This is a genomic window from Streptomyces triculaminicus, assembly GCF_017349075.1.
GTDB lineage: Bacteria > Actinomycetota > Actinomycetes > Streptomycetales > Streptomycetaceae > Streptomyces > Streptomyces triculaminicus.
Window position 1 is genome coordinate 1,134,096 of the sequence record NZ_JAFMOF010000001.1, and the last position, 17,953, is coordinate 1,152,048.

General features: G+C 73.6%; 15 protein-coding genes. 4 read left to right on the forward strand and 11 right to left on the reverse strand.

Annotated elements, in window-relative coordinates:
• Positions 1–202: 202 nt before the first annotated feature.
• Entirely contained in the window at positions 203–1,453 is a 1,251-nt protein-coding gene (gene purD, locus J1792_RS05235) for a phosphoribosylamine--glycine ligase (RefSeq protein WP_086566120.1), read from the reverse strand.
• Positions 1,454–1,775: 322 nt separating this feature from the next.
• Here purD and J1792_RS05240 point away from each other — a divergent pair, with 322 nt between their 5' ends.
• On the forward strand, positions 1,776–2,492 hold the full coding sequence (locus J1792_RS05240) for an SLATT domain-containing protein (RefSeq protein WP_086566121.1): 717 nt from the start codon (positions 1,776–1,778) through the stop codon (positions 2,490–2,492).
• Positions 2,493–2,573: 81 nt separating this feature from the next.
• Here J1792_RS05240 and J1792_RS05245 read toward each other — a convergent pair whose 3' ends face one another.
• The 4 genes from J1792_RS05245 to J1792_RS05260 form a co-directional block, all read right to left on the reverse strand.
• Positions 2,574–3,224 (reverse strand): putative DNA-mimic protein, encoded by a 651-nt coding sequence (locus J1792_RS05245; protein WP_086566122.1) that lies wholly within the window; start codon positions 3,222–3,224, stop codon positions 2,574–2,576.
• Between the two features lie 152 nt (positions 3,225–3,376).
• The gene (locus J1792_RS05250) at positions 3,377–5,848 is read right to left on the reverse strand and encodes a dolichyl-phosphate beta-glucosyltransferase (protein ID WP_207246715.1); all 2,472 of its coding nucleotides are present in this window, start codon (positions 5,846–5,848) and stop codon (positions 3,377–3,379) included.
• Between the two features lie 45 nt (positions 5,849–5,893).
• Positions 5,894–6,589: a GntR family transcriptional regulator gene (locus J1792_RS05255; RefSeq protein WP_086566124.1), complete on the reverse strand. Its 696-nt coding sequence runs from the start codon at positions 6,587–6,589 to the stop codon at positions 5,894–5,896.
• A 207-nt stretch (positions 6,590–6,796) separates the two neighbouring features.
• Positions 6,797–8,152, reverse strand: a complete 1,356-nt coding sequence (locus J1792_RS05260; protein WP_086566125.1) for an aspartate aminotransferase family protein — start codon at positions 8,150–8,152, stop codon at positions 6,797–6,799.
• A 337-nt stretch (positions 8,153–8,489) separates the two neighbouring features.
• Between J1792_RS05260 and J1792_RS05265 the strand changes: the two genes are divergently transcribed.
• A complete protein-coding gene (locus tag J1792_RS05265) occupies positions 8,490–8,693 on the forward strand; it encodes a cold-shock protein (protein WP_086566126.1) in 204 nt (67 codons plus the stop codon).
• 136 nt (positions 8,694–8,829) lie between these two features.
• A complete protein-coding gene (locus J1792_RS05270; RefSeq protein ID WP_086566127.1) occupies positions 8,830–10,536 on the forward strand; it encodes a serine/threonine-protein kinase in 1,707 nt (568 codons plus the stop codon).
• 110 nt (positions 10,537–10,646) lie between these two features.
• On the opposite strand, the gene J1792_RS05275 is transcribed toward J1792_RS05270, so the two are convergent.
• Positions 10,647–11,933, reverse strand: a complete 1,287-nt coding sequence (locus J1792_RS05275; RefSeq protein WP_086566128.1) for an adenylosuccinate synthase — start codon at positions 11,931–11,933, stop codon at positions 10,647–10,649.
• Positions 11,934–12,109: 176 nt separating this feature from the next.
• Here J1792_RS05275 and J1792_RS05280 point away from each other — a divergent pair, with 176 nt between their 5' ends.
• A complete protein-coding gene (locus J1792_RS05280; RefSeq protein ID WP_086566129.1) occupies positions 12,110–13,033 on the forward strand; it encodes a diacylglycerol kinase in 924 nt (307 codons plus the stop codon).
• Between the two features lie 8 nt (positions 13,034–13,041).
• On the opposite strand, the gene J1792_RS05285 is transcribed toward J1792_RS05280, so the two are convergent.
• The 5 genes from J1792_RS05285 to J1792_RS05305 form a co-directional block, all read right to left on the reverse strand.
• Positions 13,042–13,707: a response regulator gene (locus tag J1792_RS05285; RefSeq protein WP_278251596.1), complete on the reverse strand. Its 666-nt coding sequence runs from the start codon at positions 13,705–13,707 to the stop codon at positions 13,042–13,044.
• Positions 13,704–14,975, reverse strand: coding sequence for a sensor histidine kinase (locus J1792_RS05290; protein WP_207246716.1), 1,272 nt, complete (start codon positions 14,973–14,975; stop codon positions 13,704–13,706). The genes J1792_RS05285 and J1792_RS05290 overlap by 4 nt, the downstream gene beginning before the upstream one ends.
• A gap of 109 nt (positions 14,976–15,084) precedes the next feature.
• A complete protein-coding gene (locus J1792_RS05295) occupies positions 15,085–15,810 on the reverse strand; it encodes an alpha/beta hydrolase (RefSeq protein WP_207246717.1) in 726 nt (241 codons plus the stop codon).
• Positions 15,807–16,997: a kynureninase gene (gene kynU / locus J1792_RS05300; protein WP_086572925.1), complete on the reverse strand. Its 1,191-nt coding sequence runs from the start codon at positions 16,995–16,997 to the stop codon at positions 15,807–15,809. The genes J1792_RS05295 and kynU overlap by 4 nt, the downstream gene beginning before the upstream one ends.
• The gene (locus J1792_RS05305; protein ID WP_207246718.1) at positions 16,990–17,856 is read right to left on the reverse strand and encodes a tryptophan 2,3-dioxygenase family protein; all 867 of its coding nucleotides are present in this window, start codon (positions 17,854–17,856) and stop codon (positions 16,990–16,992) included. The genes kynU and J1792_RS05305 overlap by 8 nt, the downstream gene beginning before the upstream one ends.
• Between the last annotated feature and the right edge of the window lie 97 nt (positions 17,857–17,953).

Sequence of the window (17,953 nt, forward strand, 5' to 3'; positions counted from 1 at the left end):
CATCGCAATGCCGGTGGGCCAGTTGCCGGACGCGCAGCAGGCCTTCGCCGCACCCTAGTTGGGGTCGGGGCACCCGTCAGCCGGTTGGCGGATCGGTCACTCGATGGAATGGCTTTGGGCAAAGGCCCATGCGCACACCGTCCCCACCCGCTCCGCCAGCACTGGCGTTCGACGAACGGGTGGGGGGCGGGTCGCGGCGGGCTCAGGCGGACGCGGCGGCCTTCGCCGCGATGTCCGTCCGGTGGTGCGAGCCGTCCAGGCGGACGCGGGAGACGGCCTCGTACGCGCGCGTGCGGGCCTGCTCCAGGCCGGCGCCGGTCGCGGTGACGGACAGCACCCGGCCGCCCGCGCTGACCACGCGGCCCTCGGCGTCGTGCGCGGTGCCGGCGTGCAGGACGTAGGCCTGCTCCACCTCGGCCGCGCGCTCCAGGCCCTCGATCACGTCACCGGTGCGTGGGGTGCCGGGGTAGTTGTGCGAGGCGATGACGACCGTCACGGCCGCGTCGTCGCTCCAGCGCAGCGGCGGCTCGGCGGCGAGGTTGCCCGTGGCCGCGTTGAACAGGACGCTCGCCAGCGGGGTGCGCAGGCGGGCCAGCACGACCTGGGTCTCCGGGTCGCCGAAGCGGGCGTTGAACTCGATGACCCGCATCCCGCGCGAGGTGATCGCCAGGCCCGCGTAGAGCAGCCCGGAGAACGGCGTGCCGCGCCGGCGCAGCTCGTCGACGGTGGGCTGGAGCACGGTCCGGAGCACCTCGTCGACCAGCTCGGGGTCGGCCCACGGCAGCGGGGAGTAGGCGCCCATGCCGCCGGTGTTGGGGCCCTCGTCGGCGTCCAGGGCGCGCTTGAAGTCCTGGGCGGGCTGCAGGGGAAGGACCGTTTCGCCGTCGGTGATCGCGAAGAGCGAGACCTCGGGGCCGTCCAGGAACTCCTCGATCACCACACGCTCGCACGCCAGCGCGTGCTCCCGGGCGGCCACGACGTCCGAGGTGACGACGACGCCCTTGCCGGCGGCCAGGCCGTCGTCCTTGACGACGTACGGCGCGCCGAACGCGTCGAGGGCCGCGTCGATCTCCTCGGCCGTGGTGCACACATAGCTGCGGGCGGTGGGGACGTTCGCGGAGGCCATGACGTCCTTGGCGAACGCCTTGGAGCCCTCCAGCAGGGCCGCCTCGGCCGACGGCCCGAAGACGGGGACGCCGCGCTCGCGCAGGACGTCGGCGACGCCGGCGACCAGCGGCGCCTCCGGGCCGACCACCACGAGGTCCGCGCGCAGCGACGCGGCCAGCTCCGCGACGGCGGCGCCGTCCAGCGCGTCCACGGGATGCACCTCGGCCACCTCGGCGATCCCGGCGTTGCCGGGGGCGCAGTGGAGCGCGGTGACGTCGGGGTCGAGGGACAGAGAGCGGCACAGGGCGTGTTCGCGGGCGCCGCCGCCGATGACGAGGACCTTCACAGGGGCCACCCTATTGCCTGCCTTGTGGATCACCACGACTCGGGTGCCGCCCGCTCTTCGTAGGAACCTCTTGATCGGCTCTTGACCGGCCTCGTGGCGCGTCTCCCGGGCGCCCGCGGGCGTCCACGCCCCGGCCGGGGCGAACTCTTTCGAGTGAGACCGAGGACCTCCTATACCTGATTGCGCCGCACTTACGGACGGAAAAGGCTGGATCTTGCGCCCAACGCCAACCGTTCGGCGGTAGGAAGGAGGCTGCCAGCACGGTTGAGGTGCGTGGACGCGCACACGGCGGAGAGGGAGTGCAGGCGTGAGCCAGCCTGAGATGCAGCCCGAGGGGCTCCCGCGGGAGCAGGACGGGAAGCACCGGGGCGACCTGCGCGGCCGGACCTTCCCGCTCGGGGACTGGGGAGAGCCCGCCGAGCGGCTGGACGAGCTGTACAGATGGGTCGAGGGCGGCGCCCTCAATCTCGCCGACTGGTACCTGACCGACCGCGCCTGGAAGCGCCGCTGGGCGCGCGGGCTGCGCCTGGCGGCGGCCTCCTGCGCCCTGGTGGGGGCCGCGCTGCCGCTGCTGGAGCTGACGAAGGTGCTGCGCACGGGCTCGGCCTGGGCGTTCCTGGCGCTGCTGGGCGCGGTGGCCTGCGTGGCCTGCGACCGCTACTTCGGCCTGACGTCCGGCTGGATGCGGGCGGTGGCCACGGCGCAGGCGGTGCAGCGGCGGCTGGAGGTGCTGCAGTTCGACTGGGCGTCGGAGTGCGTGCGCGAGGTGCTCGGCCCGACCGAGGGCACGGCCAGCGAGGCCGCCGAGCGCTGCCTGACCGTGCTGCGGCGCTTCTCGGAGGACGTCTCCGAGCTCGTACGGGCCGAGACGGCGGACTGGATGGTGGAGTTCCGGGCGGGCCCGGCGCCGCTGCTGACGCAGTCGCTCGTGGCGTGGGGCCCGCGGGGCGAGGGAAACGGGCCCGTGGGGCGGTTCCCGATGCCGCCGCACACGCGGCCGAACATGCCCCGGCAGCGGCCGCCGGAGTCGCCGCGCTAGGACACGCCCCGGGCGCTCCCGGTGCCGTACGGCCGTGGCCGCCGTCCGGCACCGGGGGCGCCCGTCGGCTGGAGGCGCCCGTCAGCTGAAGACGATCATCGATCCCTGGCCCAGGCTGCGCGTCGCCGCCGCGTGCAGGCCCAGCCACACATGGCGTTCCCGGGCGAAGGGGCTGTCGTCGTGCGGGCCGGGGGCCGCGCGCTCCTCGAGGGTGGTCGGGTGGTCCGGAGCGGCGGGCGCGGCGGGCGGGTTGGCCGGGTCGATGCCCAGGACGGGCGCCACGGCGAGGAGTTCGCGCAGCAGTCCGTGGCTGGAGCCCAAGGGGCCGCCGCCCTCGAGGAGTTCGTCGTTGTACAGCGGATGCGCGAAGTCCACGGGGACGTACGCCCCGGCGTGGTCGTAGTGCCACACGAGGTGCGACTGCTGGGCGGTGCTCTCGAACATCTCCAGCAACTGCTCGTAGTCCCCGCCGAGTTCATCCACGGGGGTGACGGCAAGGCCGCACAGGTTGAGCAGGTGGGCGCGGCGCAGGAAGTGCAGCGCGTCGTAGTCGAAGCCCGCGACCGGGGCCACGTCGCCGGAGAGGCCCGGCATGTAGCCGAAGACGGGCACGGGAGGCAGTCCGGCCTCGCCGAGGGCCTTGTCGTACGCGGCGATCTCCTCGGCGAAGGGGTTGTCGGGGCTGTGGCACAGCACGTCGACAAGGGGCACTAGCCAGAGGTCACAGGCCACGTGAACTCACTCTCGTTTTCGCGTTCGTGCGATGGTCGGGGCATGCGATGGTCGGGCCAGAGTAGTGCCGCTCAGCCGGTTGTCACACAGGGCCGACGCAGATGGAATCGCGCACTCCGCACGGCCGTGGACGCCTCCCGCCACCGCCCGCGTCAGCGGCCCGCCCGCACGTCCCACACCCACACGTCGGCCGCCCGCTTCGGCTGCCGGCCCGCGAGGGCGGTGACCGCCGTGCGCAGCGCCTCGTCGTTGTCCTGACCGGCCAGGACGAGCACGTCGGCGCGCCAGAAGTCGAGGTCCCAGCCGAACTCGCGGCGCTGCTGGGGGCTGATCACCGGCACCCTGCCCGTCTCGCGGACCTTGCGCAGCAGCTCGGACGTGGGGCGCGGCTGCGGCCCGTAGATGCCGATGCGCTCCGGGCCCCAGGGGCCGTTGAAGTAGCCGCCGGGGATGCGGAAGCCGAGGCCGGCGTCGATCTGCCAGCCCAGTGCGGTGGTGTCGGCCGGGGAGGGGACCGGTACGGGCACCAGGGAGCGGCCGGGGCGTACGTACTCCCGCCAGGTGCCGTCGGAGACGAAGGCGGGCACGGGGGCGCGCTCGACGGTGCGGTACGGCGTGGGGAACAGCGGCAGCACGGCCACGACGAGCGCGGCCGCGCCGAGGATCCGGCGGGAGCTCTCGCGCTCGCTGCGGACGCGCCGTTGGACCAGCCGGTCGCAGCCGAGGGCCAGCAGGATGCCGAGGGCCGGGACGCAGACCATGGCCATCCGGGACTCGATGACCGACTCGAAGACGGGCAGCGGCGCCACCACCCGCCACGGTCCCGGCAGGGTCTTGCCGGTGCCGGGCAGCGGGATGTTCTGGCCCAGGGAGAGCACGGCGGCGGCCAGCGCGGTGAACCCCAGGGCGCGCACGCGCGGCTGGTCGCGCAGGTGGACGACGAGGGCGACGGCGAGGACGACGAGCGGCCAGCCGAAGAAGGCGTTCTCCTCGGTCCGGTTGAGCGACAGCGAGGCCGCGACGTGCTCGTCGCCGGCCAGCGAGCGGGTGGCGAACTCCAGCAGCGCCATGGGGTGGTTGCCGACCTGCCCGTGCAGCACGCTGCGATAGCTCTGCGGGCCGAAGAACTGCCAGGCCAGCGGCACCATCACCAGCGGCACGGCCACCAGAGCCGCGATGCCCAGGCCGCGCAGCAGGGGCGGGGCGACGGCCTTGGCCACGTCCGGGGAGGCGACCGCGTAGCCGAAGGCGAACAGGAGCATGCCCGTGACGGCCAGCAGCAGCGCCTCCTCACCGAGGAAGACCTGGTAGGCGAGGAAGAGGCCGAGGACGACGGCGTCCCGGGTGGGCCGCCTGCCCTCGCACAGCCGCAGCGCCCGGTCGATGATCAGCGGCATCATGAAGAGCACCGCGAAGTTGGGGTGCGCGGTGCCGTGGGAGATCATCGGCGGCGCGAAGGCGCAGAACCCGCCGCCCAGCGCGGCCGCCCAGCGGGAGCGCACGAAGCGCCGGGCGATGAGCCAGTACCAGGAGCAGGCGGTCGCGGTCAGCCCGCCGGTGAGCACGACGGCCCAGGTGACGTGGGCGCCGAGGGCGAGGGTGAGGGGCGCCAGCGGTACGGACAGGCCCAGCATGGCGGTGTTCGCCATGAGGTTCACCCCGAGCGGGGCGTTCTGCAGGTCGGTGAAGAGCGGGTTCCGCAGGTGGGCGACGTTGTCGGCGGTGACCGCGAAGAACCATTCCCACTGCTGCTGGTCGGAGCCCGAGTCGGCGAGATAGGCGCCGCCGAGGCCGCCCCACAGGCCCCCGTAGAGGAAGAAGGCGAGGACCAGGAAGATCGCGGGTATGGCTATCTGCTCCGGCCGCACCGCGCGCCAGCGCAGCCGCACGAGGTCCGCCAGGACGGTGGGATAGGCGAACGGACGGACCTTGGAACCGGGCTGATGGGCCCAACGGACGGGCACTTCGGCGACCTCCCAGGCCATCTGGTGGAAGAAGCGCAGGATTTCGACGTCGTAGCTCCAGCCGTCGAGCCGCGAGCCCTCGAAGGCCGTGCGGACCTTGTCGCCGTCGAAGAGCTTGAAGCCGCACTGGGTGTCCCGTATGCCCGGCACGGCGGCCGCGCGTATCAGCCCGGAGCCGAGCCGCCCCATGACCTCCCGCACGAGGTTCTGGCGTACGGCGATCCGCGATTCCGGCAGCGCCCGGGAGCCGACGGCGGCGGCCACGCCCTCGTCCAGCCGTCTTTGGAGCGGGGTCAGTTCCTCGATGGGGGTGGCCAGGTCGGCGTCGGTGACCAGGACCCGGCGGCCGCGCGAGGCGAGCACTCCGGTGCGTACGGCGTGCCCCTTGCCGCGGTTGGCGGGGGTGCGCAGCAGCCGGACGCGGGGCTCCTCGGCGGCGGCGGCCTCGGCGACGGCGGCCGTGCCGTCGGCCGAGCCGTCGTCGACGACGATCAGCTCCCAGCTCAGGGGTTCGAGGCTCTCGAGGTGGGCGCGCACCGCGGTGAGCGTCGGGGCGAGCCGGTTCTCCTCGTTGTACGCGGGGATGACCACCGTCAGATCGACGGCTGCCTCAGCCGCCGTTTCGGAGGGATCCGACGGCTGGGCCGGTGCCGGCTTCATGGCGAATCACATTCCGTTTGTCGACGACGGCGAGCGACATCGACCTTATGTGGTCGGATTCCGATCGGGTCGAGGGGTCAAGCCGTCGATCAACGCCAGCGAGTGGTGGTTGTACGCCACGACGATCCGCTGCGCGCGGACCACGTCCTGGCACGCCACCGCCTCCACCAGGTCGGCGTGGCCGTGCCACAGCCGACCCCGCAGGTCCCCCAGGCCCCGCAGCAGCGGCACCGTGAAGATCCAGCTCTGCACCCGGACCCGGTCCAGGAAATCCGATATGTAAGGGTTACCCACCAGCCCGGCCATCTCACGCCAGAAGCGCAGGTCGTAGCCGATGAGGATGTCGAGGTCGCCCGCCAGCGCGGCCCGTCCGGCCTCCTCCGCGCGCCGCCGCACGGAGGCCAGCGCCTGCGGCGTCGCGGCCTGCAGCGCACGCTCGGCGGAGCGGCGGAACATGCCCTCGACGATCAGCGTGCGGGCCTCGATCATGTCGCGGAAGTCGGCGTAGGAGAACTCCCGCACCCGGTAACCGCGGTGCAGCTCCACGTCGAGCAGCCCCTGCGAGCACAGGTCGAGCAGCGCCTCGCGGACGGGCGTCGCCGAGACGCCGTACTGCTCGGCGATCTCCTTGACGGTGAACTGCCGGCCCGCCGGGAGCCGCCCGGCGATCACCTCGTCGCGCAACGCCTCGGCGATCTGTGAGCGCAGCGTGGTGCGCTTGACAGTCTCGCTGCCGGGCATGGGTCTCCGTCTCCGCTTTTTTCCGATGTCCCCTGGCCGCCGCGCTTGACATGCGAACGGCCCCCGCCACGATATGCGAGGGCCGTCACGGGCGATATGGCCGTGAGCACGGGAAGGGCGAACGCTACCGGATCGCCGGGCTGGGCGGTACGGGTGGGTACGGGCGGTTCGGTCCCCCGGGCCGTGCCGCCGGGGCGGCGGGGGCCGTCAGACCGTGTACCGGTCCGCCACCGTCAGCGCCTCGTCCAGGGCCGCCAGGCCCTCCTTGGCCTCCGACGCGGTGACGGTGCACGGCGGAACGGCGTGGGTGCGGTTCATGTTCACGAACGGCCACAGGCCGGCCGCCTTGCACGCCGCGGTGAAGGCGGCCATGGGGGCGTTCGCCTCGCCCGTCGCCGCGTACGGCACCAGCGGCTCGCGGGTGGCGCGGTCGCGGACGAGCTCCACCGCCCAGAACGCGCCGAGGCCGCGCACCTCGCCCACCGAGGGATGGCGCTCGGCCAGTTCGCGCAGGCCGGGGCCGAGGACGTCCTCGCCGATGCGCGCGGCGTTCTCCACGATGCCCTCCTCGGCCATCGCGTCGATCGTCGCCACGGCGGAGGCGCAGGCGAGCGGGTGCCCGGAGTAGGTGAGCCCGCCCGGGTAGGGCCGCGTCTCGAAGGTGGCGGCGATCTCGGCGGAGATGGCGACGCCGCCGAGCGGCACATAGCCGGAGTTGACCCCCTTGGCGAAGGTCAGCAGGTCGGGGGTGACGCCGAAGTGGTCGGCGGCGAACCACCGGCCCGTACGCCCGAAGCCGGCCATGACCTCGTCGAGGACGAGGACGATGCCGTACCGGTCGCAGAGCGCGCGGACGCCCGGGAGGTAGCCGGGCGGCGGGACCATGATCCCGGCGGTTCCCGGCACGGTCTCCAGGAGGATCGCGGCGATCGTCGCCGGGCCCTCGAAGGCGATGGTGTCCTCGAGGTGCCGCAGGGCCCGCTCGCACTCCTGCTCCTCGCTCTCCGCGTGGAAGGGCGAGCGGTAGAGGAAGGGCGCCCAGAAGTGGATCACGCCGGCCGAGCCGGTGTCGGAGGCCCAACGGCGCGGATCCCCGGTGAGGTTGATCGCGGCGGCCGTCGCTCCGTGGTACGAGCGGTAGGCGCTCAGCACCTTGGGCCGGCCGGTGTGCAGCCGGGCCATCCGGACGGCGTTCTCCACCGCCTCGGCGCCGCCGTTGGTGAAGAAGATCTTGTCCAGGTCGCCGGGCGTCCGCTCGGCGACCAGCCGCGCGGCCTCGGACCGCACATCGACGGCGAAGCCGGGCGCGATGGTGCACAGCCGGGCGGCCTGCTCCTGGATCGCGGCGACGACCTTGGGGTGCTGGTGGCCGATGTTGGTGTTGACCAGCTGCGAGGAGAAGTCGAGATAGCGGTTGCCGTCGTAGTCCCAGAAGTACGAGCCCTCGGCGCCGGCCACGGCCAGCGGGTCGATGAGCCCCTGGGCGGACCAGGAGTGGAAGACGTGCGCGCGGTCGGCCGCCTTCACGGCGGCGCCACGGGCGGGATCGGGCTGCGTGCTCACGGGCGTGACCTCTGATCGGGAGTGCGGGAGGAAAGAGGCGTGGGCTGTGCGGCCCCGAGCCTACGAAAGCCCCGCCCGGGCCGGTACCGGCACTGTGTCGCACCGCTCGCCGCGCACGCGGACACAATGCCGGGCGCGGACGGTGGGCACGGGATCACGCAAATCGCCGTACGAGAAATCCCAATTCGATGGCAATTCGCCTGCTACGGTCCTTTGCGGTTGCAGTTTGGTACCCATTTGTCTTGTGCGCCTGAGGTCCGCGACCTCGGGCGCACTCGCGTTTTTCACCCCCGGGCGCGCGGAATTCCTCCGCACGCCCCCTCATAAGGAGATCGTCTTGGCTACCGGCATCGTGAAGTGGTTCAACTCGGAAAAGGGCTTCGGCTTCATCCAGCAGGACGGCGGCGGCGCCGACGTCTTCGCCCACTACTCCAACATCGTCAGTCAGGGCTATCGGGAACTCCAGCAGGGCCAGAAGGTCACGTTCGACATCAGCCAGGGCCAGAAAGGCCCCCAGGCGGAGAACATCCTTCCGGCCTGACGCCGGGGCCCGGGGCCGCCCCGGCGGCCCCCCGGAGCCGGGGGCCGGGACCGCACTTTCGCCGGTGCGGATACCCGGCCCTTTGCCGTGCCGCTATTCTCCCCGCGACGAAACATGGGGGAAGGAGGGCACCGGCATGGAAGAACTGTCGCCGGAAGACCCGCGAGAACTCGGCGCCTATCGCCTGCTGGGCAGGCTGGGAGCAGGAGGCATGGGCCGGGTCTACCTCGCCCGGTCCGACCGGGGACGCACGGTCGCGGTCAAGCTGGTCCAGCCGGAACTGGCGGGCCAGGAGGAGTTCCGCCGACGCTTCCGCCAGGAGGTACGGGCCGCCCGGCGGGTCGGCGGCGAGTGGACCGCGCCCGTGCTCGACGCGGACACCGAGGCGGAGATCCCCTGGGTCGCCACCGGCTACATCGCCGGCCCCTCGCTGCGCCAGGTCGTCGACACCGACTACGGCCCGCTGCCCGAGCGTTCCGTGCGCATCCTCGGCGCCGGGCTCGCGCGCGCCCTGCAGGCGATCCACGCCGCCGGGATCGTCCACCGCGACCTCAAGCCCTCCAACGTCCTGATCACCCTCGACGGCCCGCGCGTCATCGACTTCGGCATCGCCCGGGCCCTGGAGACCGTCACCGACGGCGGCCTGACCCGCACCGGGGCGGCCGTCGGCTCGCCCGGCTTCATGTCGCCCGAGCAGGTGCGCGGCGCCCAGGTCACCCCGGCCAGCGACGTCTTCTGCCTCGGCTCGGTGCTGGCCTACGCGGCCACCGGCACGATGCCGTTCGGCACGGCGGACAGCGGCGTGCACGCGCTCATGTACCGCATCGCCGAGGAGGAGCCGGACCTCACCGGCGTTCCGGCCACGCTGCGGCCGCTGATCTCCGCGTTCCTGGTCAAGGATCCCGCGCAACGGCCCACTCCGGACGAGGTCCTCGAGCGCACCGGCGTGGAGGACCTGCTCCCCGACCTGCGGACCGCGGAACCCTGGCTGCCCGGCGGGCTCGTCGCCCAGCTCGGCCGGCACGCCGTCCAGCTGCTCGACGTCGAGAACCCGGCCCGCCCGGCCGCCGAACCGATACCCCCGGTCGCCTCCGAGGCGCCCACCCGCATCGAGACGCGGGCCGAACCGCGCGACGCGCGCCCCGCCGAGCCGCCGACCGTCACCGCGGCGCCCGGCGCGGGGCCGCTGCCGCCGCCCGCGCCCGCCGGCTACGGCTACCCCGGCCCGTACGGCCCCTCGCCCTACGGCCTTCCCGCACCGCCGCCGCCCCGCTCGAAGGCGCCCTACGTGCTGGCCGCCGTCGTCGCCGTCTGCCTGCTCGCGGGCGGCGGCACGGTCTTCCTGCTCAACCGCCACACCCAGGACGACGCCCGCTCCCCGGACCCCGCGCCGACGCCCTCCGCCCGCTCGGCGTCCGGCGCGCCGCAGCCGCCCACGGCCGGGCCGACGACGCCGTCCGCCGGGCCGAGCGCCACGCCGGACTCCGGACCCGCCGCGTTCATCGGCACCTGGCAGTCGAGCTTCGGCGGCGGCGCGCACGTCAACACCCGGACCATCACCATCACGCGGGGTTCGGTCGTCGACGTCACCATCGACGGCAGCGGCGTCCTCGACGACGGCACCTCGTACGTCTGCGGCTGGCACACGACCGCCACCGGCGGCGGCACCGGTGGGGCGCCGCTGCACGTCGGTCCCTCCAGCGTCAGCCGGGCCATGCCCACGTCGGCCTGCCAGCCGGGCTCGTCGTCCGACCTGGTCCTGCTCCCGGACGGCAGGATGCGACGCGACTTCACCGACTCCGGCACCAAGGACGCCTCACTCGTCTACCGGAAGATCTCCTGACCCCGGCCGGGACCGCCCGGACATGACGGCGCCCCGGTGGCCTTGAGCCACCGGGGCGCCGTGCACGCGTGCGTGCCGCTCGCGTCGTACCGCTCACGCGGCGGTACCGCCTACGAGAGGAACGAGTTGATCTCGATCGTCTCGGTGCGGCCCGGGCCGACGCCGATCGCGGAGATCGGCGCGCCGGACATCTCCTCCAGCGCCTTCACGTACGCCTGCGCGTTCTTCGGCAGGTCGGAGAAGGTCTTGGCCTTGGTGATGTCCTCGGACCAGCCCGGCAGCATCTCGTAGATCGGCTTCGCGTGGTGGAAGTCGCTCTGGCTGTAGGGCAGCTCCTCGACGCGCTTGCCGTCGATCTCGTACGCGACGCAGACCGGGATCTGCTCCCAGCCGGTGAGGACGTCGAGCTTGGTGAGGAAGAAGTCCGTCAGGCCGTTGACGCGGGTGGCGTAGCGGGCGATGACCGCGTCGAACCAGCCGCAGCGGCGGTCACGGCCGGTGGTCACACCGCGCTCGCCGCCGATGGTGCGCAGCGCCTCGCCGTCCTTGTCGAACAGCTCGGTCGGGAACGGACCGGCGCCGACGCGGGTGGTGTACGCCTTGAGGATGCCGATCACGCGGTTGATCTTCGTCGGGCCCACGCCCGCACCCGTGCAGGCGCCGCCCGCGGTCGGGTTGGAGGAGGTGACGAAGGGGTACGTGCCGTGGTCGACGTCCAGGAGCGTGCCCTGGCCGCCCTCGAAGAGGACGACCTTGCCCTCGTCGATGGCGTTGTTGAGGATCAGCGTGGTGTCGGCGACGTACGGCTTGATCTGCTCGGCGTACGCCAGCAGCTCCTCGACGATCTTGCCCGACTCGATGGCGCGGCGGTTGTAGAGCTTCGCCAGGATCTGGTTCTTGAAGTCGAGAGCGGCCTCGACCTTCTGCTCCAGGATCGACTCGTCGTACAGGTCCTGGACCCGGATGCCCACGCGGTTGATCTTGTCCGCGTAGGTCGGGCCGATGCCGCGGCCGGTGGTGCCGATCTTCCGCTTGCCGAGGAAGCGTTCCGTCACCTTGTCGACCGTGGTGTGGTACGGCGTGATCAGGTGAGCGTTACCGCTGAGCAGCAGCTTGGACGTGTCGACACCGCGGTCGTTCAGCCCGCTCAGCTCGGAGAGCAGGACCGCAGGGTCGACGACGACACCGTTGCCGATGACCGGGGTACACCCCGGCGAGAGGATTCCGGAAGGGAGGAGATGCAGCGCGTATTTCTGGTCACCCACGACGACCGTGTGGCCGGCGTTGTTGCCACCTTGGTAGCGCACCACGTAGTCGACGGATCCACCGAGCAGGTCGGTGGCCTTTCCCTTGCCTTCGTCACCCCACTGAGCACCGAGCAGCACAAGTGCGGGCACAGGCGTACACCCCTTCCGGGCGGGGCATGTCCAACGTGCACAGGTGGCGGAAGCCCGCGTGAATCGGGCGTTCACCACTGCTAGAGCCGTCGAACCGGTGCCCCGGATAGACGAAGCCCCTGGCGCAACAGCGACAGGGGCTCTTGCACCGAGAGATTACCTGAGGAAGGACGAAGGTGTCGGCTGCAGACCCGACAGGAGCGCAGCTGCTCGTCGTCATCGACCCGGCCGCCCGGCGCGTGGACGGCGAGTCCACGCGGATCGCGCGGGACGTGTTGTGCGCGGGAGCGGTGGCCAAAATCTGCCTCCCGAACGGCCCGGAGGAGGTCGCCCGCGCCGTCGCCCGGCGCGGGCGCCGCCGGACCGTCGTCATCGGGGACGACCGCGCCCTGCTGCGCGTCGTCGGCCTGCTGCACCGGCGACGGGAGCTGGCCGTGGCACCGCTGGCCTGGGTGCCGGTCGGCGCGCTCCCGGCGGTGTCGGTGGCCCGGGTGCTCGGTGTGCCGCTGAGCGCCGTCGCGGCCGCACGCGCCGTTCTGGACGGCGCGGAGCGGCGGCTGGGGCTCTTGGCCGACGACAGCGACGGCGTCGTCCTGGGGGGCCTGTGGGTGCCCGCGGGGGCCACCCACCGGAACACGCCAGGCCCTCCCGCCGCCGGCGCGCGGCGCGGCCGGGCCCCCGCCGCCGCGGAGGCCGGGCCGGCGGGGAGCGGCGGGAATGGCGGGGGCGGCGCCGGCCACCAGTCGTGGTGGTCGCCGGCCGCGCGCACCGCCCGTACGGCCCTGACCATGCTCTCCGGACCCGGCGGGCGGCATCCGCTGCCCTCCTGCACCCGGCTGCGGGTCGAGGCGGACGGGGTGCTGCTGGCGGACCTGGACCGGCCCGTCGGGCGTGTCGCGGTCTCGGCGGTGGAGGGGCTGGCCGAGGTCGTCGTCCAGCAGCGTTCGGGGGACGAGCCGGTACGGGCCCGCGCCCGCGCGGTCACCGTCTCGGGGCCGGACTTCCGCTACCGCGCGGACAACCGCATCCGCGGGCCGGTGCGCACCCGCACCTGGACCGCCCACCCGGAGGCCTGGCGGCTGACCCTGCCGCGCGCCTAGGGGGTGTCCTAGCCGCCCGGGGTGACCAGCCCGGCCTCGTAGGCGAAGACCGCGGCCTGGGTGCGGTCGCGCAGGCCCAGCTTCACCAGGATGCGGCTGACGTGCGTCTTGACCGTGGATTCGGCGACCACGAGCCCCTCGGCGATCTCGGAGTTCGAGCGGCCCTGGGCGACCAGCACCAGCACCTCGGTCTCCCGCTCGGTGAGGTCGCCGACGCGCTCCTGGGTGGGCGCCCTGGGCGCTCCCAGCCGGGAGAACTCCTGGATCAGGCGCTTGGTGACCGTGGGCGCCAGCAGGGCCTCGCCGGCGGCCACGACGCGCACCCCGTCGGCCAGTTGCCGGGCGGAGGCGTCCTTGAGCAGGAAGCCGCTCGCTCCGGCCCGCAGCGCCTGGTAGACGTACTCGTCCAGGTCGAAGGTGGTCAGCACCAGCACCTTGGCGTCCGCGTCGGCCGCGACGATCTCGCGGGTCGCGTCCAGGCCGTTGAGCTCCGGCATGCGGATGTCCATCAGGACGACGTCGGGGCGCAGTGCGGCGACCTGCGCGAGCGCCTGGCGGCCGTCCACGGCCTCGCCGACGACCTCGATGTCCGGCTGGGCGCCCAGCAGCACCGAGAAGCCCTCGCGGACCATCATCTGGTCGTCCACGATCAGGACGCGGATGGGGGCGCTCACGCGGCGGCCTCGGCCGGGTTCGCGACGGGCAGGAACGCCACGACCTCGTAGCCGCCCTCGCCGGTGGCCTCGGCCGTCATGTCGCCGCCGAGCATGGCGACCCGCTCGCGCATGCCGAGGACGCCGTGGCCGGCGCCCGGCGAGGGCTTGGCCAGCCGGTCCGGGCGGCCGTTGACCACGCGCAGGCCGAGCCCGCCGAGGACGTACGACACCTCGACGCGGGCCTGGGCGCCCGGCGCGTGCCGCAGCACGTTGCTGAGCGCCTCCTGGACGATCCGGTAGGCCGAGAGCTCCACGCCCTGCGGCAGCGGGCGCACCGCGCCGGTGGTGACGTGCTCGACGGCCAGTCCGGCCGCGCGGACGTTGTCGATCAGCGAGGGGAGCGCGTCGAGGGTGGGCTGGGGGGCCTCCGGGCCGGCGAAGGCGTCGGGGTTCTCCGACCGTACGACGCCCAGGACGCGGCGCAGCTCGGTCAGGGCGGCGACGGCGTTCTCCCGGATGGTCTGGAACGCGGCGGCGAGCTCCGGCGGGGTGTCCTGGACGCGGTAGGGCGCGGCCTCGGCCTGGATGGCGACGACGGACATGTGATGGGCGACCACGTCGTGCAGCTCGCGGGCGATGGTCGTGCGCTCCTCGAGGACGGTGCGCCGGGAGCGCTCCACCTCGGTGACGGCGGCCTGCGCGGCGACCTGCCGCTTGGAGTCGTTCAGCCCCCGCACGGCCGCGACGGCGAAGAGCACGACGGCGGACAGCAGGGTCATCGCGTACACGGAGGAGTCGTACTCGTGGCCGCGCACCGTGCCGAGGAACACCCCCAGGGCGGCCGTCAGCAGCCACATCCACGCGGCCGCGCGCGGCCGGGTGCGGATCGTGACGATCACCATCACCGCGAGGTGAGAGACGAAACCGGACGGCGTCCACGGGGCGGGGACGAACAGGATGCCGGTGGCGAACACCAAGCCCAGCGACAGCCACCACGCGCCGACCGGCCGGAAGAGCGTCGTCAGCAGCGGCGCGCCCGCGAGCAGCGCGAGCAGCACGCCGCCCCTGCTGGGTTCGTAGGCCATCGCCGCGAGCATGACCATGCCGGTGAACGCGATGACGGCGGCGTGCGGCAGCCACCGGACGTACCGCCCGCGTCCGCCGCCGAGCGGTGGCAGCGGCCGGAAGGCGAACGGGTCGGTGAAAAGGTCCTGGCGTATGCCCTCGAGGGCGCTCTTGGCGATGCGCATCTCGCTGCGCAGCCCGTTCGTCTCATACGTGTCCATCACAGCGTCAACGGTAGGCACGCGCGCGTGCTCCCGGCGTCCGCACCGATGAGGATCTACGGGGGTCCGTCTCAAGTACTACGCGAACCCCCGCAGGCCCTCCTGCGCCCTACCCGACGATCGCCGCCAGCAGCGCCCCGTACGCGGGCGTGCCCGGCGTGACCGGGGCGTAGTGGCCGGTGCCGGCCAGCGGGCGGAAGGCCACGGCCGGGGCGTACGCGGCGTAGGCCGCCGAGAAGGCCACCGGCACCTCGCGGTCGTCGTCGCCGTGCAGCAGCGTGACCGGTACGGCCGGCGGCGGCAGCCGCATGGGGTCGGCCTGCGCCTCGTCGGCGGGCCCGACGAGGCCGGCGACCGCGCCGTCGCTCAGCCGCAGGGCCCGGGCGCGCGCGAGGTCGGCGACGGGGGCGAGCGCCACCACGCCGTCCAGCTGCGCGGCCGTAGGCCCGGAGGCCAGCCACAGCGCGAGGTGGCCGCCCGCGGAGTGGCCGGCCACGACGTGCCGCGCCGGGGCCCGGCCCGTGCCGCCCGTGCCGACGGCCCGGGCGGCGTCGTCGAAGGTCGCCGGCCAGCCGCCCCCGCCGCCCACGCGCCGGTACTCCGCCAGGGCGACCCGCAGCCCCTCCCCCGCCAGCGCGGCGGCCAGCGGCGCGAGGTGACGGCGGTCGTACGCCTCGCGCCAGAAGCCGCCGTGCAGCAGCGTGATGCGGGTCGCGGCGCCGGGCGGGCCGTAGAAGTCGACGACCTGGCTCGGATGCGGGCCGTAGGCCACCGTCTCGTCCGGCGGCACGTACGGCAGGCCGAACAGCGCCTCCTCCTCCCGTTCGGAGGTCACCCTCCCAGCACCTCGCCCAGCACCCGGGCCGCGCGCTCGGCGTCGGCGAAGCCGGTGTAGAGCGGGGTGAACCCGAAGCGCAGCACGTCCGGGGGACGGAAGTCGCCGACCACGCCCCGGCGGATCAGCTCGGCCATGACCTCCTCCGCGCCGGTGCAGCGCAGGGAGACCTGGCTGCCGCGTTCGGCGTGCGCGAGCGGCGTGACGGGCTCGGCCCGCCCCGCCGGCACGTACGCCGCGACGCAGCGCAGGAAGAAGTCGGTCAGGGCCAGGCTCTTGGCCCGTACGGCCGTGACGTCGACGTCGTCCCAGACGTCGAGCGCGGCCTCCAGGGCGAGCAGGGAGAGGATGTCGGGCGTGCCGACCCGCCCGCGCGGGGCGCCGTCGGCGGGCTCGTAGACGGCCGACATGCCGAAGGGGTCGGCGTGGGAGTTCCAGCCGGGCAGCGGCGAGTCGAAGCGGGGCTGCAGCTCGCGGCGGACGTAGAGGTAGGCGGGCGAACCCGGGCCGCCGTTGAGGTACTTGTACGTGCAGCCGACCGCGAAGTCCACGCCGTCCGCGTCGAGGGCCACGGGCAGCGCGCCCGCGCTGTGGCACAGGTCCCACACCACGCGCGCCCCGGCGGCGTGCACGGCGGCGGTCGTGCCGGGCAGGTCGTGCAGCCGGCCGGTGCGGTAGTCGACGTGGTTGACGAGCGCGACGGCGGTGCGGGGCCCGGCCGCGGCGGCCATGTCCGCGGCGTCGACGGCCCGCACGCGGGCGCCGGTCAGGCGGGCGGCGGAGGCGGCGATGTAGCCGTCGGTGGGGAAGGTGGCGGCGTCGACGAGGATCTCGTCACGGCCCTCGCCGGCCAGGCGGACGGCGGCGACAACGGCCTTGAAGACGTTGACGCTTGTCGAGTCGCCGACCACGACCTGACCCGGCGCGGCGCCGACGAGCCGGGCGATCCGGTCGCCCACCCGCTCCGGCGCCGTCCACCACCCGGACTCGGTCCAGGACCGGATGCGCAGGCGTCCCCACTCCCGCTCGACGACGTCGGCGAGGCGGCCGGCGACGGCGCCCGGCAGGGCGCCCAGGGAGTTGCCGTCGAGGTAGACGGTGTCGTCGTCCAGGACGAACTCGGCGCGCTTGGCGCGCAGTCCGTCCGCGGCGTCCAGCGCGAGGGCCTCGTGCGTGAGGTCAGACATTGCTGCGCGCCGTCCACAGCTCGGGGAAGACGTGCTTGCCGGCACGCTTCTCCAGCCAGGCGACGCCGGCCGAGCCGCCGCTGCCCACCTTGGCCCCCATCGCCCGCCGGGTCGCGACGAGATGGTCGTTGCGCCAGCGCCAGACGAGCTCGGCGACCTCCGTCAGGGCCTCGCCCAGCCGGCACTCCTCGCTGCCCTGGTCGCCCGCGTAGACGGCCTGCCACACGTCCTCGACCTCCTGGACGGGGGCGTACCGCTCGGACGGGTCGCGCTCCAGGACGGCCGCGGGTATCGCGTGCCCGCGCCGGGCGAGCCAGCCCAGCGCCTCGTCGTACAGGCTCGGCGCGTTCAGGGCCCCCTCGAGCCGCGCGTGGACGCCGGGGGCGTTGCGATAGGGAACGAGCATGGCGGCGGACTTCTCGCCCAGCAGGAACTCCAGCCGGCGGTACGTCGCCGACTGGAAGCCGGACGCCTCGCCGAGCGCGGAGCGGAAGGCGTTGAACTGCGCGGGGGTCAGGTGCGCGAGCGGCTCCCAGGAGGCGTTGAGGGAGGTGAGCTCGTACGTCGAGCGCTTGAGCGCGGCCAGCGCGACCGGCAGGTCGTCCTCGCGCAGGGCCCGCGCGGCGGTCTCCCACTCGTGGACGATGACGGTGAACCACAGCTCCATCACCTGGGTGGTGACGAGGAAGACCATCTCGCCGGGGTCGTCGGAGATCGGCTTCTGGAGGTTGGTGAGGATCTCGGCCCGTACGTAGTCCTCGTACGGGGTGGTGCCCTCGAAGGCGAGGTTCGGGGACGCCCCGGTCTCGGGTGCGGAGTCCCTGAGGGCAGGGGGGAAGGCGGGCTGCGCGTGCGGCATGGCGGGCTCCTCGGCACGTCGTGCTTCCGGGTAGCGGTCCGCCCCTTCCTGTCGGCATCGGAGCCCCGGTCCCCTGCGCGCATCATGCGTCGCCCGC